At 40.1% G+C, this 14,613-nt stretch carries 14 protein-coding genes; 11 read left to right on the top strand and 3 right to left on the bottom strand.

What is annotated here, in order from left to right; all coding sequences use genetic code 11:
* Positions 1-33: 33 nt before the first annotated feature.
* Both madM and madL read right to left on the bottom strand, forming a co-directional pair.
* A complete protein-coding gene (gene madM / locus HUS26_RS12955) occupies positions 34-798 on the bottom strand; it encodes a malonate transporter subunit MadM (RefSeq protein ID WP_173917552.1) in 765 nt (254 codons plus the stop codon).
* Positions 779-1,192, bottom strand: a complete 414-nt coding sequence (gene madL / locus HUS26_RS12950; RefSeq protein ID WP_173917551.1) for a malonate transporter subunit MadL — start codon at positions 1,190-1,192, stop codon at positions 779-781. The genes madM and madL overlap by 20 nt, the downstream gene beginning before the upstream one ends.
* Positions 1,193-1,555: 363 nt before the next feature.
* Between madL and HUS26_RS12945 the strand changes: the two genes are divergently transcribed.
* The 11 genes from HUS26_RS12945 to HUS26_RS12895 all read left to right on the top strand — a co-directional run bounded on the left by HUS26_RS12945 (position 1,556) and on the right by HUS26_RS12895 (position 13,191).
* Complete coding sequence (locus HUS26_RS12945; protein WP_173917550.1) at positions 1,556-2,242, top strand: GntR family transcriptional regulator; 687 nt, start codon at positions 1,556-1,558, stop codon at positions 2,240-2,242.
* Positions 2,243-2,314: 72 nt separating this feature from the next.
* The gene (locus HUS26_RS12940) at positions 2,315-3,244 is read left to right on the top strand and encodes an ACP S-malonyltransferase (RefSeq protein ID WP_173917549.1); all 930 of its coding nucleotides are present in this window, start codon (positions 2,315-2,317) and stop codon (positions 3,242-3,244) included.
* A gap of 21 nt (positions 3,245-3,265) precedes the next feature.
* Positions 3,266-4,927 (top strand): malonate decarboxylase subunit alpha, encoded by a 1,662-nt coding sequence (gene mdcA, locus HUS26_RS12935; RefSeq protein ID WP_173917548.1) that lies wholly within the window; start codon positions 3,266-3,268, stop codon positions 4,925-4,927.
* 15 nt (positions 4,928-4,942) lie between these two features.
* A complete protein-coding gene (locus tag HUS26_RS12930; protein WP_173917547.1) occupies positions 4,943-5,812 on the top strand; it encodes a triphosphoribosyl-dephospho-CoA synthase in 870 nt (289 codons plus the stop codon).
* A gap of 12 nt (positions 5,813-5,824) precedes the next feature.
* Positions 5,825-6,127, top strand: coding sequence for a malonate decarboxylase subunit delta (locus HUS26_RS12925; protein ID WP_173917546.1), 303 nt, complete (start codon positions 5,825-5,827; stop codon positions 6,125-6,127).
* The gene (locus HUS26_RS12920) at positions 6,114-7,781 is read left to right on the top strand and encodes a biotin-independent malonate decarboxylase subunit beta (protein WP_173917545.1); all 1,668 of its coding nucleotides are present in this window, start codon (positions 6,114-6,116) and stop codon (positions 7,779-7,781) included. Before HUS26_RS12925 ends, HUS26_RS12920 begins: the two co-directional genes overlap by 14 nt.
* On the top strand, positions 7,775-8,437 hold the full coding sequence (locus tag HUS26_RS12915) for a malonate decarboxylase holo-ACP synthase (RefSeq protein WP_173917544.1): 663 nt from the start codon (positions 7,775-7,777) through the stop codon (positions 8,435-8,437). Before HUS26_RS12920 ends, HUS26_RS12915 begins: the two co-directional genes overlap by 7 nt.
* A gap of 160 nt (positions 8,438-8,597) precedes the next feature.
* Complete coding sequence (locus HUS26_RS12910; RefSeq protein WP_173917543.1) at positions 8,598-9,893, top strand: ABC transporter substrate-binding protein; 1,296 nt, start codon at positions 8,598-8,600, stop codon at positions 9,891-9,893.
* Entirely contained in the window at positions 9,893-10,816 is a 924-nt protein-coding gene (locus HUS26_RS12905; protein ID WP_173917542.1) for a carbohydrate ABC transporter permease, read from the top strand. The genes HUS26_RS12910 and HUS26_RS12905 overlap by 1 nt, the downstream gene beginning before the upstream one ends.
* Complete coding sequence (locus tag HUS26_RS12900; RefSeq protein WP_173917541.1) at positions 10,817-11,656, top strand: carbohydrate ABC transporter permease; 840 nt, start codon at positions 10,817-10,819, stop codon at positions 11,654-11,656.
* Between the two features lie 41 nt (positions 11,657-11,697).
* Entirely contained in the window at positions 11,698-13,191 is a 1,494-nt protein-coding gene (locus HUS26_RS12895; protein WP_173917540.1) for a glycoside hydrolase family 32 protein, read from the top strand.
* Positions 13,192-13,241: 50 nt separating this feature from the next.
* Here HUS26_RS12895 and HUS26_RS12890 read toward each other — a convergent pair whose 3' ends face one another.
* Positions 13,242-14,228 (bottom strand): LacI family DNA-binding transcriptional regulator, encoded by a 987-nt coding sequence (locus HUS26_RS12890; protein ID WP_173917539.1) that lies wholly within the window; start codon positions 14,226-14,228, stop codon positions 13,242-13,244.
* Positions 14,229-14,613 lie beyond the last annotated feature (385 nt).

Raw genomic sequence — 14,613 nt, 5'->3', positions numbered from 1 at the left:
TATTATTAAGTCTAAACAATCCTTAGATAAGAGTTATCCAAAGATGGTTCTCGTTATTAAGAACAAGACGGACGGAGCCATCAGACATCCCAGTCCTGTATAAAAAGTTGCGGTCATAGCTCCATAAGGAACTAGTTTTGGATCAGTAGCTGCTAGTCCACCAGCTACTCCGCTTGTGGTGCCCATTAGACCACCGTAAACAATAGCTGATCTTGGGTTGTTTAAACCAATGTACTTCGCAATGAAGGGTGTACCGATCATCGTTAGTATAGATTTAATCAATCCGGCTGCAATACTTAATGCTATTACTTCTGAACTCGCCCCAAGAGCAGTACCAGTCACGGGACCTACTATGTACGTCGCTGTTCCAGCTCCGATTGTAGTTAAGCTTACTGCATCGGTGTACCCAAACATAAAGGCGATAATTACTCCAATAAAGAATGATACAACTACTCCTGCAAATAGTGAGATAACACCTGGCAATCCAGCCTTTTTTATTTCATCCAGATTAGCTCCAAAAGCGGTGGCAACAATAGCAAAATCTCTCAGCATACCCCCGCCCATGAGTCCGATACCTGTGAAAATCCCGATATCTGCCAACCCTTGTTCACCGCCAGTACTTATCCCGCCAATATAAGCGAGCACAAGTCCCAGAATTATGGCGATTGCAGACCCGTGTATTCTTCCTCGGGTAAGTTTATCGGAAAGGAAATATGATAAATAGATAGTGACACCAACCACGGCAAAAGAAACTATTAGTCCATTTTCGGAAAATGTGTTACTTAATATTTCGAACATTGCCAGCCCCTCCTAGCTCTTCATTAGAAAGTGTTGATTTACCTTTACCGATTTTACTTAGCACTGGGACCATTGCCCAGCTGACGATAACGACAATGAGTCCAGCTGTCAACGCTAAAGGGCCGCCATCAAGAGCAGCTACCACATTTTGCTTTGCAGCCATAGCAATTACAATTGGAATATACATAGCCCCCCAAAAGGCCATTCCTTCCTGAGATTTAATATTTAATTTATTATTTTTCTTTAAATAATCGATCAATAACACGAGAATTAACATAGCAATACCAACGCCACCGACATTGGCTTCAATTCCAATAGCTAATCCTAAGAACTCTCCTAACACAACACCAAGCAACATACAAATTGCTAACAGTGCCACTCCGTAAATAACCAATTCATTCACCTCATTTTGTTTTTTATCCTTCGTGTTCCTGACTCCAACAACAGTAAGGGGTACATGATCTGGAAAAGACTAAAACAAACAGCAGAAGAAAAGAAACAATCATAGGAAGTTAGACTGTGTTTATGGAAGTATGCCATGGTGAAAAACAGTGTTAAGATTATCCCTCCTCTTTAGAAAGCGTTTACATTTTAGCCGATAATCAACTGTCGACCGTTTCATATTCCTCATCATAGATAAATATGAATAGAAATGCAAACCTTTTTTTAAATTTTCTAAAAATATTGAATGATTAACTTATTTGGTGTACAATTTAATCGACAGTCGACAATATAGTTTTTGCTAAGGAGGTTTACTGTGAGCCGATCCACTCTTAACCATAATGCGTTATCTAATCAAATTGCTGAACATATTACAGAGCAAATTATTACCGGGGAATTAAAACCTGGTGAAAAAATTGTTGAGAATGTCTATGCAACTGAGTACGGAACAAGTCGTGCCCCCGTTCGTGAAGCTATATATCTACTTACAATTGAAGGTTTAGTAGAAAGGATTCCTAGAAGAGGGGCCATTGTTAAAGAACATACAGAAAACGAAATTTATGATTTGCTTGAAATAAGAATTATGCTTGAATCCCTTGCGATGAAAAGAATAAAAGAATTAGGGATAGAGCAGAAAGTTCTAAATAAGATGGAGACACTTTATCAAGAGATGGGCTCTGAGAAAGATATAAAATTATACACTCAGTTAAACCATGCCTTTCACTTGTGCTTAATTGAAATGAGTAAAAGTGAAACGATTATGAAAATGTACTCTCGCTTAGAGCTGCCTTTACTTAGGGTCCAAAATATTTCCTTTGCATCAGAAGGAAACATTGAGAAGTCAGTGAGAGAACATTTTACTCTAGTTGATCTTCTAAATAAGAACAAGGTAGAAGAAGCGGCAGGTGTCTTACAGCAGCATAATCATGATGTAATCTCCAGTATTCAAAAGCAGCTTTTTAATAATCAAAATAAAATTCAATATAAAGAGAAAGAAGGGTGATTACCCCTTTTTCTTTTTTGTTTATTTGGTCGACTGACGACTGAAGTGGCTTAAACAGGAGAGGAGGACATGATGTCTACAGCATTTCTTTTTCCAGGTCAAGGTTCGCAACAACCACGAATGTTACACAATTTACCGGATGATCCTGAGGTTATTAAGACGCTAGAAGAAGCAAGTGATGAGTTAAATGAAAGCGTTTCCTTATGGGATGAACCTGAAAAATTAAAATCCACAGTTGCTGCTCAAGTATGTTTACTCGTCTCTGGTGTTGCTTCAGCACGACTGTTACAAAAAGAACAATCTTTTCCAAGCTTTGTAGCAGGTCACTCTGTAGGTGCTTTTGGCGCTGCGGTTATCTCACAAGCCTTGGACTTTAAAGATGCGGTTCGTATAGTCCATAAGCGAGGAGAGCTGATGGAGAGAGCATTTCCAATAGGTTATGGAATGGCGGTCGTGTTAGGTTTAAGTGAATCTCAGGTTAGTAAGTTAATAGATCTCTATTCTAATAAAGAGAACTCCGTTTACTTGGCTAATATTAATTGTCCCCGCCAAATGACAATATCGGGGTCCCTCATAGATTTAGAGAAGTTTACAAAATTGGCACTAGAAAATCATGCTCAAAGGGCTGAACTTTTGGATGTAAGTGTACCATCTCATTGTTCGTTGCTTCGTGAAGTATCTTTAAACCTTGAAGCAGAGCTAGAGAAGATTTCATTTAGAGACCCTGTGATTCCTTTTGCAGGAAACCGAAGGGGGAGGATATTAAAAACTGGAGAAGCTATAAAACGAGATTTAGCTTGGAACGTATCCCAATCTGTTAAATGGCATGAAGCTACATCTCTGCTATACGAGCTTGGCGTTCGATTATTCGTAGAGATGGCTCCGGGTAATGTCCTTACAGGATTGGTAAACAATTCTTTTCCTACAGCAAGAGGGCTTTCCATCTCGGACAACGGAGTGAAAACAGCTGCTATCCTTGTTCACCGCACAAATAAATCATGAAATGGAAGGGAGAGGATGGGTATGACGATCAATACCCAAACACAACGATCGAGAAGAAGCTGGACGATAAGACGGGATGCTAAAAAGAAACGAATAGATCAAGTAAGTAAGATTACAGAAGGAAGAATCATACCTACAGAAAAAATCGTTGAAGTTTTAGAAGAGGTTATTGCTCCCAGTGATCGAGTGGTTTTAGAGGGGAATAATCAGAAACAGGCTTCTTTTCTTTCTCAAGCACTTTCCCAGGTGAATTCTGATAAGGTCCATAACTTACATATGATCATGTCGAGTATTTCCAGACCAGAACATCTGGATATTTTTGAATCTGGTGTAGCAGATAAAGTTGATTTTGCATTCGCGGGACCTCAAAGCCTTCGAATTGCCCAAATGATTGAAGATAAGGAACTTACTATGGGGGAGATACACACATATATCGAATTATACGGCCGGCTTTTTGTAGACTTAATTCCTTCTGTGGCTTTAGTAGCCGCTGATAAAGCAGATAGTGAAGGTAACTTATATACAGGTGCAAATACTGAAGAAACTCCCACTCTTGTGGAAGCCGCAGCTTTTCGTGATGGTATTGTTATCGCTCAAGTTAATGAAATTACGGAGGAACTGCCTAGAGTAGACGTTCCAGGATCATGGGTTGATTTCGTAGTCGAAGCTGATGAGCCTTATCAATTAGAACCGCTTTTCACAAGGGATCCGCGACATATTACAGACATACAGATTCTACTAGCCATGATGACAATACGTGGAATCTATGAAAAGCATCAAGTTCAATCTCTTAACCATGGAGTTGGGTATAACACAGCGGCTATTGAACTGTTACTTCCTACTTATGGTGAATCCTTAGGTTTAAAAGGGAAGATATGTAAGCATTGGGCTTTAAATCCCCACCCTACTATGATACCTGCTATCGAATCAGGATGGGTAGAGAGTATTCATTGTTTTGGCGGCGAGGTAGGTATGGAAAATTATACTTCTCAGAGACCGGATGTATTCTTTACTGGTAGGGATGGCAGCCTCCGTTCAAATCGTACGCTTTCTCAATTGGCCGGACAATATGCGGTTGACTTATTTGTAGGCTCTAGTTTACAAATAGATGCCTTTGGCAATTCATCAACGGTTACAAAGGGGAGGCTTGCAGGATTTGGAGGGGCACCAAATATGGGGCATGACCCTGGTGGACGAAGACACTCTACACCTGCTTGGTTGAACATGATAAACTCTGATGATCCGTTAGCACGGGGGAAAAAGCTAGTAGTACAAGTAGTTGAAACACATCAAACAGGGAATACTCCTGTTTTTGTTGAATCCTTAGATGCAATTGACGTGAAAAATGAAGCGAACCTCGCCACAGCTCCAATTATGATTTATGGAGATGATGTGACTCATGTGGTTACAGAAGAGGGTGTCGCCTATTTGTATAAAGCTAATAGTTTAGAAGAAAGACGAGAAGCTCTAGCTGCCATAGCAGGAGTAACTCCAGTAGGGATAAATTATTCACCAAAGAGTACAGCCAAACTTCGTCAAAAAGGAATTGTAGCTTTTCCTGAAGATCTGGGAGTGCGCCGTTCTGAAGCTAATCGTTCTTTGCTTGCAGCTAAAAATGTGGAAGAACTAGTTGAGTGGTCAGGAGGACTCTATCAGCCACCTGAAAAATTTCAAAGCTGGTAGGAGGAGGGAAGCGTTATGACTTGGAGCAGCGCTAAAGAGTGCAAAAAAGTCCTTAGTAATTGGGCTGTAGATTCTCTTATTCAAGAAGCGGAGCTTACACCAAAACCAGGGCTTGTGGATCCAGGAGACCAAGGAGCACATCTTGATATGAGCTTTGCAATGATGGTGAAGTCAGCCCATTCTTTAAGGGAAACTTTTAGTCAAATAGCTGAAGTTTCCTATAATAGAAAGCCCAGCCAAGAGCTTCGTGAAGAAATTGCTGAGATCGGACGTGAAGGTGAGAAGGTAATGATGGAAGCAACGAAAGGGGTTAACACACACAAAGGAGCTATATGGGTGTTAGGGCTTCTTACTTCAGGCACCGCAGTCAACAAACCTGGAGAGGCTGTGCCTCAAATTGTGGAAACCGCTTCTATTATCTCTCGCTATAATGATCGTCGTGCTCCCCTTATTTCCAGTCACGGTTCTGAAATTCACAAAAAATTTGGAGTGAAGGGAGCTAGAGGAGAAGCTGTATCTGGTTTTCCCCGTATTATAAATGTTGCACTGCCGATGCTCTATCAATCAAGAAAAAAAGGAATTTCAGAAGATTATGCACGATTAGACACTCTAGTTAATCTTATTGCCTGCTTAGATGATACATGTATTATTCATCGAGGTGGCTTAGCAGTCTTGTACCTGATTCAGGAGAAAGCGCAGCAAGTTTTACAGTGTGGAGGGGTATCGACATCTGAAGGGTGGAGTAAATTGGAAGAACTAAATCAAACTCTGTTAAAGCATAATGCCTCTCCAGGTGGAAGTGCCGATCTATTAGCGGCTGTCTTATACTTAGATCAGTTAAGAAACGATCAAAATATTATTGAAAAAAAGATGGCCACAATATAAAGGAGGATTACATTGGAAACTATGTTTTTTGAATATCCTGCTGATAAGTCAATAGCTCAGAGAGCACACGTCGGAGTTGTAGGGTCTGGGGATTTAGAAGTGCTTGTGACTCCTTCAGAAGAGCCTAGGATTCAAGTGCAAGTAAGAACGGGGATGACAGGGTTTAATGATACTTGGGAAAAGGTGATTGAGCGGTTTTGTAAACAATATGAAGCGCAGGCCAATATACAAGTGAACGACTTTGGGGCAACTCCTGGAGTAGTTTCCTTGAGGCTGGCTCAAGCTTTGGAGGTGAGTGGACGTGAAAGCTCTTAAAGTAAGTTTTGTAGAATTAACGGCTCGTGATAAAGCAAAATCATTATTAGACGATAAGACATTTCGCGAACTGCTTGATCCATTCGAAGGTTTTGAATCTCCCCATTTAGAACGTCAAGATATCGTGCCACAAAGTGATGACGGTGTAGTCATCGCTCAGGGAGAATTTAATCAAAAACCAGCAGTGATTATATCAATAGAAGGGAGCTTTCAAGGAGGAGGAATTGGAGAAGTTTCGGGTGCGAAAATTGCGGGTGCTCTAGAATTAGCGCTGCGTGATAATCAGAATGGCATTCACACACAGGCCATCATTATATATGATACCGGTGGAGTGAGACTGCAAGAAGCCAATTATGGACTTCTGGCTATAGCTGAAATTGCTGCGGCCATCTCAGCATTACGGGAATACACGTCAGTAATTGGAGTTATCCCGGGGAAAATCGGCTGTTTCGGCGGGATGTCCTTAACCGCAGGGTTGTGTAGTTCTCTTATTATGACTAAAGAAGGCAGACTCACATTGAATGGACCAGAAGTGATCGAGCAAGAAGCTGGAATTAAAGAATTTGATTCTCAAAATCGAAGGCTGATATGGAATACAATTGGAGGTGAGCAGCGTTACTCGATGGGATTTGTCGATTACTTAGTGGACGATGATATCGATTCTATTAAAGAAACGGTTCAAAAAGACATCCAGCAAAAGACCGCTTCTGCTTCTCGAAGTGAGTTAGTTGATCTATACCGTGCCCGCTTACAAACCATCGACCCCTTACAACCTAAAAACTCGCAAGACATAAGAAATTATTGGAACGGCACTACTGAAAAAGATTTAGATGATAAGAAGAAAGAAGAATCGAGTTATGAAAGCAGGGGAAGGACATGGTTTTCATCTTTAGCGGGCGAATCGGAAAATGAAACTGTAGCCTCAGTACTTAGTGCAGATAAGAAAATAAACGATGAACCTATCCGTTTTATCTCTGTTGTTCCAAATGAGAACAGCCGCTTTCCACGTGCTCGGCATGGAGAAGTAGGGTTAGAAGAAGGATGGGCAATTGCTCACTATGTAAGGGAAGCAATGGAACAAGATAAAGGTGGAAAACCAAGGGCCATAGTTGCTGTTGTTGACGTACCGAGCCAAGCATATGGATATAAAGAAGAGTTTTTTGGTTTACATCAGGCAGGCGCAGCAGCTGTTGATGCCTATGCCAAAGCACGCCGGGCAGGACACCCAGTCATCACATTGATCGTAGGTCATGCGATTTCTGGCGGATTCCTTACCCACGGGCTACAGGCGAATCGTATACTAGCCCTAAATGATGAAGGTGTAAACGTTCATGTAATGTCCAAACAATCTGCTGCTCGAATTACCCGGCGTACTATACAAGAACTTGAAGAAGCTACGAAGAAAACACCAGCAATGGCGTATGATGTGACATCTTTCGCTGAATTAGGTGCGCTTCATGCTCTAATAGATGGGGTAGGTGCTGCTTATCCAAATCGTAAAGATATTAAAAAAATAGAAGAGCATTTGCTAGAAGCCATCCTAGATGCACGATCAGGAACTCTTGATTTAAGGAACCGTTTAGAATCGAAAGAAGCCAAGAGTAATCGATGGGCCTCTATCGAAGTTAGAGAAAGGTTAGCAAACCAATGGTAATAAATCCTCATGACCTTTTAGAAATAAAAAGAAACACAGAATTCTTGTTGTGTTCTCCTGTTCCCGACTGGGTGAATACTTCTTTGCATGAAACCCCAGTAGTTGTTGTGCGTCGTGCTCCAAGAATTGATGGAAAAATACCTGTTGGGGTGCGTGGGAAAGAACGGAGTGAGCGTTTTGGAGCTTATATCGACTCAAGTGATATTTTAAAACATTTTTCTCCACCCACTATCCTGCAAATGAAAGAGTGGAAAAATAAAGCACAAAATCATCCAATGCCTGCTGTTCAGGCATTGGATTTAGTTGATGAAATAGTGGGGAAGTTTAAGCTATTGTGGGGGCCTGGAGGAAGTGTGGGATTTGAATTAGTAAGTGGGAATCCTACAGTGAAGGAGACTAGTGATTTAGATATTATTATTTTTTCGAAAGAACCCTTTTCAGTTGATACAGCAATTGAATTACTTTCTAGATTTAATCAATTACCTGTCACCGTGGATGTCCAAGTAGAAATACCAACTGGTTCTATCTCATTAGCTGAATATGCTAGAGGAAACTTTCCGATTTTATTGAAAACTAATAAAGGTGCACGATTGGTCGATAAACCCTGGGGATTAAGGAAAGAAAGCACTCTAAATAGTAACTTTGTTATGAAATGAAAATTTCAGCAGTTCGCTAATAGCGGACTGTTTTTTATTTGTGCTCTTAAACCTTTTAGGGAAAAAGCTTATAAATATTTATATGTCATCCGGTTGACATACTAACAAATCAGGAGTACAATCCAAACAAAGAAATCGTTTCCAAAAGGAGGATGAGTTAATGAGAGGTGTATTTTTAGCCGTTATCTTTGTTTCTTCAATATTACTTACAGCATGTAACGAACAGGCGGCAAGTGTTGTAGATGGCGAACAAATGGTGGAGGTATGGGTTCAGACTTCTAAAGAAAGTCCCGAGGGACAGGTCATGTATGACACCGTCCAGCAATTTAACGAGAAATTCGAAGGAAGGTATGAAGCCAATATTGAGTTCATACCACGCGGCGGAGGCGGAGGTGGTTATGAAGACAAAGTGAATGCAGCTGTTTCAACGGAGACGCTGCCGGATGTACTGACACTTGATGGGCCGAATACGGCGGCATACGCAGAGGCTGAAATTATTGCACCTGTTGGTCAGTACATTTCTGACAAGGAAGATCTTCTGCCTAGTATCGTTGATCAGGGTACATACGATGAAAAGCTCTACGCGGTAGGTTACTCCGAATCCGGAGTAGGAATCTATTACAACAAAGATATGTTCAAGGAAGCTGGAATAGATTTAGAGACTTTACCAACGATCGAAGAGCCATGGGACTGGAATCAATTTATGGAATTATCCGCTAAGCTTAAAGATACCTTTAATGAACCTGCTATTGATATGGGGCTGGATGATAAAAGTGAATGGCTGATGTACGCTTTTACTCCTTTTCTCTGGTCTCAAGGGGGCCAAGTCGTTTCAAATAATGGAGAAAAAGCAGAAGGCTACTTTAACAATGAAGATGGCTTAGCGGCAATGTCGTTCATACAGGAAATGCAAAATAAGAATTACACAACGATATCGCCTTCAGAAAATGGATTTGAGACAGGAAAATATCCGATGATGATGAGCGGCTCCTGGTCTATTCAGCAGATGGAAACCAACTATCAGGATATAGATTATGGCATTATGCCATATCCAACTTCCCCTGAAACAAACGAGTTAGTTTCACCGACTGGAAGCTGGCAGTATGCGATGTCTACCAGTGCCAGAAATAAAGAAGCTTCAGGAGCCCTTATTGATTTTATGACAAGTACAGAAGCCATGGTCGATATGAGTCTTGGAAACAGTGTGCTGCCCGCGAGATACTCAGCGGCTGAAGATTTAGAAGATGAAGTATCTCCACAGATGAATACATTAATTGAACAAAATAAAGCTTCAGGAAAAGCCCGGCCTGTGATCCCGGCGTATCCTCAAGTGACACGGGCTTTTCAGCAGACAATTACAGGCCTTTCTTTTTATGAAAGTAAAGCAGAGTTAAAGGAATTGCTTGATGAAAAAGCGCAGGAGATGCAGACAGCGATAGATAGGAGGAATAAATAATGGATGTTTCTAATAATACGGCGGGTTATACCAGAAGGAAAACCTTTAGTCTAAATTCGGTTAAGTTTCATTTCCAGCCTTTTTATTTCTTGCTTCCAGCTTTACTTTTATTAGGTACATTCTTATTTCTGCCTTCTTTATTAACGATCTATTATGCGTTCACTGATTACTATTTGCTTACACCCGACCAGCGTCAATTTGTAGGGTTCAGTAATTTTGTACAGTTGTTCAGTGATCCAGTATTCATTAAAAGCTTACAAAATATCACGATTTTTGTAGTGTGTATCATTGTTGTTCAGGTAGGAGCAGCGCTTGGACTGGCTCTTTTAATTAATAATAACAATAGAAAAGGCAGCTTATTTTTAAAAGTAGCTTTCTTTTCTCCAGTTGTCATGTCGTTAGTTGTCATTTCTGTTTTGTGGCTTTATTTGTTAAATCCATCTGATGGTTTGATTAACTCGTTCCTGCAGGGGATTGGAATTGACGCCCAGCCTTTTTTAACAAGTCCTAATCAGGCCATTTTCGCAATTGTCTTCGTGTCTGCCTGGCAGGGGGCGGGGTACCAAATGCTGATTTTCTTAGCCGGCTTGCAAAACATATCACGGGAAGTATACGAAGCTGCTAAAATCGATGGAGCAAATAAGTGGCAGAGCTTTCTTCATATTACGCTGCCGCTCTTAAGACCTACCACAACTTTAATCATTTTTACTACATTAATCGCCGCCTTTAAATTAATCATTCAGCCGATGATTATGACCCAGGGGGGGCCATTAAACTCAACGATGACACCGATTTACTATATTTATCAAACCGGCTTCACCGATCGTTTAGTAGGTTACTCAAGTGCGATGACCGTAGTGTTTGGCTTGTTAATAGCTATTGTAAGTTTCTTGCAGAGAAAACTGGCAAAGGAGGAAATTTAAATGAAAGGATTAACCAAAACAGTCAAGTATGTATTGCTGACATTGCTGGCTTTCTTTTTTATTTTTCCTTTGATCTGGATGGTGTCATCTTCATTAAAACCAGAAGAGAGCATTTATCAAGATTTGAACAGTTTTCAAGCTTTGCTTCCTTCTTTTTATTTGGCTGAATGGCTGGATTCTTACATACAGTTATTCGAACGATTTGATATTTTAAACTATTTGTTTAACAGCGTTTTGTATGCTGCGATTGTGACGATTGGATCTATCGTCATTAATGGAATGGCCGGCTATGCATTCGCTAAATTTAGTTTTTTCGGTAAAAATCTTTTATTTAGTTTGCTGCTGGCGATGTTAATTGTACCTGTAGAAACCATTATCATTACTCAATTCACAATTATTCATAACCTTGGATTAGTGAATAGCCGTTTAGCGGTCGTGTTACCATTAATAGCCAATGCCTTCTTCATCTATCTGTTTAGAAACTTCTTTATCGCTGTCCCTAACTCGGTTATAGAGTCAGCGAAATTAGAGGGAGCAGGCAATTGGAGTATCTTTTGGCGTATTATGATGCCGATGTCCAAACCAGCCATTGCTACAGTTGGAACTCTTTCCTTTATTGCGAGCTGGAATGACTATATCTGGCCGCTGATGATTTTAACCGATGGTGAAAAGTTTCCGCTGCAAGTAGCGATTACAAATATTAACTCTACAGAGCCTGTGTTTACAAACCAGATCATGGCCATCTTAACCATATCAACGATACCGCTGATTATTGTTTATATTGTCGCTCAAAAGTATTTACTTCAGGGGCTTGGCAACACAGGGACAGGCTCAAAATAAGAATCATTTGCCAGCATTTATTTATTGGAGGGAATTCAGCTATGACGATTACCAACGTTAAACATAGTAAACAAATTGACCGTGCCATGGAAGCAATAGAAGAAGAAAAGAAAGGTTTGGATCAGGCGCAGTATCGTTTGAATTATCACTTTATGGCACCTGCTAACTGGATAAATGATCCCAATGGACTTATCCAGCACAATGGCCTTTACCATTTGTTTTATCAACATCATCCCTACAGTGTAGACTGGGGGCCGATGCACTGGGGTCACGCAACAAGTTCGGATCTTATCAACTGGCAGCATGAGTCTGTAGCATTGGCTCCTTCAGAAGAGTATGACTATGAAGAAGGAAATGAGGATATCGGATGTTTTTCAGGAAGTGCTGTATCAAATGGAGATGAGATTGCACTTATTTACACAGGCCATGTGATAGGAAAATCGCCTAAAGAGGTACAGGCTGCCGCTTTTTCAAAGGATGGTGTGCATTTCAATAAGGCTGAGAAAAACCCAGTCATAAAAAGTCCGCCGGAAGGGTTGACTGAAGACTTTCGTGATCCAAAAGTTTGGAAGCATAACGGCTCTTGGTACATGGTCGTAGGCTCTAGTATAAACGGCAATGGTGCTATTCCTTTATACAAATCAAAAGACTTATTGGAATGGACTTATATGGGTGTAGCTTTAAATGGAGACGCTGCTCAAGGAGACATGTGGGAGTGTCCGGACCTGTTTCCAATTGGAGATAAGCATATGCTCGTCGTTTCCCCTATGAATATGACGGATGGGAAAAATATAATTATGGTCGGAGAGATGGATTATGAAAAAGGAAAGTTCATTCCTGAATCTGTCAAAGAGATTGACGAGGGAGACGATTTTTACGCGGCTCAAACTTTCGAGGATGAAAGAGGAAGACGTATACTAATCGCCTGGATGGATACGTGGAAAACAGACTTTCCTACGAAAGACGAAGGATGGGCAGGAGCTATGACTATCCCGCGACAAGTCGTATTAAGAGACGATCAAAAAGTTAAGTTATTACCTGTAGCTGAAATCGAAGATCTTCGAGAAAATCATACATCCTATGAACCATTACACTTATCTTCTAATGAATTAGTTGATATTAATCTGCAGGAGACGTTGCAGCATAGTTATGAAATAATGATTAATTTTAATCTGACGGAAGCTAATTCTTCAGGGCGGGCAGGCTTGCAGCTGCGAACTTCCGCGGATGGAACGGAAAGAACAGAGATTTATTTAAATGTTAAAACAAAAGAATTAATTGTCGATACTACCTTATCCGGTGAAAAGTCTCATAAGAGTATTCGAAAAGCAAAGGTCGATGTAGAGAACAATCTTTCCCTTCGAATTTTTGTAGACACGTGTTCACTAGAAGTGTGCACAACTGATGGAGAGACATGGATCACTCAACGAATTTATCCAGACCCAAAAAGCATGGGAATCAACGTTTTTACTGAAAGTACAGAAGTTTTAATTGAAGAAATCCAGACGTGGACATTAAAAAAAGTCATCGATTAATTAGAAAGACCAAATGCTAATTTCTTAAAGAAACCGGCATTTGGTCTTTTTTAAATGGTCTTCCCTTTATGGAGGATAACATCATGCCTGATTTCATCTTTGCTGATAGGTTTTGTCCCGTCCATTTGCTGGATAAGAAGCGAAACTGCTGATTCGGCAATAGAGGTAATAGGCTGACGAAGAGTAGAGAGAGCAGGAAAAATGGTACGGATGGTTTCAGTGCCATCATAACCTATAACTTTAAGCTGCTCTGGAATTGAAATTTTTCTTTTCTCCGCTTCCCTTATCACTGTTAACGCGATCATATCATCACTAGCAAAAACGCCTTCTAAATCAGGATGTTCATCAAACATTCTTTTAATGACTTTTGTTTTTTCTTTGCCTTCGATAAACTCTTCTGGAATCTCATAAGTAATATGAGGAAGCCCGTTATTCTCCATTACGTCTTCGTAAGCCTTTCTGCGCAAGTTGGCAGGAGTCTGCAATTCCCCAGGTCCATTTAAGTGAATAATTTTTTTGCATCCGGCATCCAGCAATTCTTGAACAGCTAATTGTCCGCCCTGGTAGTTATTAGACCCTACAACAGGGATGTCTTTCGATAAATAGTGGTCGATCGCTACAGTTGGCAGATTATGCTGGTCGTAGTCTAAAAGACCTCTATTATATGTACAGACAATCACACCGTCCACTTGATTTCTTCGCAGCATCTCCCAGTACTGCTTTTCTTTATCAGCATTGTTCAGGCTATTACAAATAAGAGCTTTATATCCCTGTTCTGAGCAATAGTTTTCTATATCAGCTGTTAACTCTCCAAAAAAGGGATTCTTTGTAGTAGGTACAATTAAGCCAATTATATAGGATCTTTTGTTATATAAAGAACGAGCTAGATCATTAGGAATATAATTGATTTGCTCCATGGCTGTATAAACTTTCTTTTTCATCTCTTCGCTAATGTACCCTCGATTATTTAAAACACGCGATACTGTAGTTGGAGAGACGCCAGCCGCTTTTGCAACGTCTTGAATTTTCGGCTTCATTATGTGTTTCTCCTTTGTATTTGGAAGTATTTAACCTTTTCTAATTATACAATAATTAATGGAACTAATGAATTAAGGAGGATTTGAAAAAGTATCAGTTTAAGACCTAAATGACTTTAGAGACCAATGGAAATTTTTAAGCTTTTATTCTACCCCCAAAGTTTCTCCTTAATTTAGAAGATATATAGTAAATTCAGTAAAATTTTTTTATGAGAAGATGGGTTAGTAAATCCCTCACTATACGTGGATTTGTAATGTGTTAAGTCCAAACAGAACATTTGACTTTTCTAAAAATTTTCACAAAACCATTGATTTCTTATTTTACTTCTCTTATACTGAAAAACAAGTTAAGCGCTTTCTTCAAAATGAACTAAAAACAGATAAG

It is taken from the genome of Halobacillus sp. Marseille-Q1614 (assembly GCF_902809865.1).
In the GTDB taxonomy this organism is placed as follows: Bacteria; Bacillota; Bacilli; order Bacillales; family Halobacillaceae; genus Halobacillus_A.
This window is presented reverse-complemented; position numbering and strand designations above follow the sequence as displayed.

Bases quoted from the DNA above. Each gene is read 5' to 3' on its own strand.
- HUS26_RS12915 (WP_173917544.1), top strand. From the start codon at position 7,775: ATGGTAATAAATCCTCATGACCTTTTAGAAATAAAAAGAAACACAGAA.
- HUS26_RS12940 (WP_173917549.1), top strand. From the start codon at position 2,315: ATGTCTACAGCATTTCTTTTTCCAGGTCAAGGTTCGCAACAACCACGA.
- HUS26_RS12895 (WP_173917540.1), top strand. From the start codon at position 11,698: ATGACGATTACCAACGTTAAACATAGTAAACAAATTGACCGTGCCATG.
- HUS26_RS12905 (WP_173917542.1), top strand. From the start codon at position 9,893: ATGGATGTTTCTAATAATACGGCGGGTTATACCAGAAGGAAAACCTTT.
- madM (WP_173917552.1), bottom strand. From the start codon at position 798: ATGTTCGAAATATTAAGTAACACATTTTCCGAAAATGGACTAATAGTT.
- HUS26_RS12890 (WP_173917539.1), bottom strand. From the start codon at position 14,228: ATGAAGCCGAAAATTCAAGACGTTGCAAAAGCGGCTGGCGTCTCTCCA.
- HUS26_RS12900 (WP_173917541.1), top strand. From the start codon at position 10,817: ATGAAAGGATTAACCAAAACAGTCAAGTATGTATTGCTGACATTGCTG.
- mdcA (WP_173917548.1), top strand. From the start codon at position 3,266: ATGACGATCAATACCCAAACACAACGATCGAGAAGAAGCTGGACGATA.
- HUS26_RS12910 (WP_173917543.1), top strand. From the start codon at position 8,598: ATGAGAGGTGTATTTTTAGCCGTTATCTTTGTTTCTTCAATATTACTT.
- HUS26_RS12930 (WP_173917547.1), top strand. From the start codon at position 4,943: ATGACTTGGAGCAGCGCTAAAGAGTGCAAAAAAGTCCTTAGTAATTGG.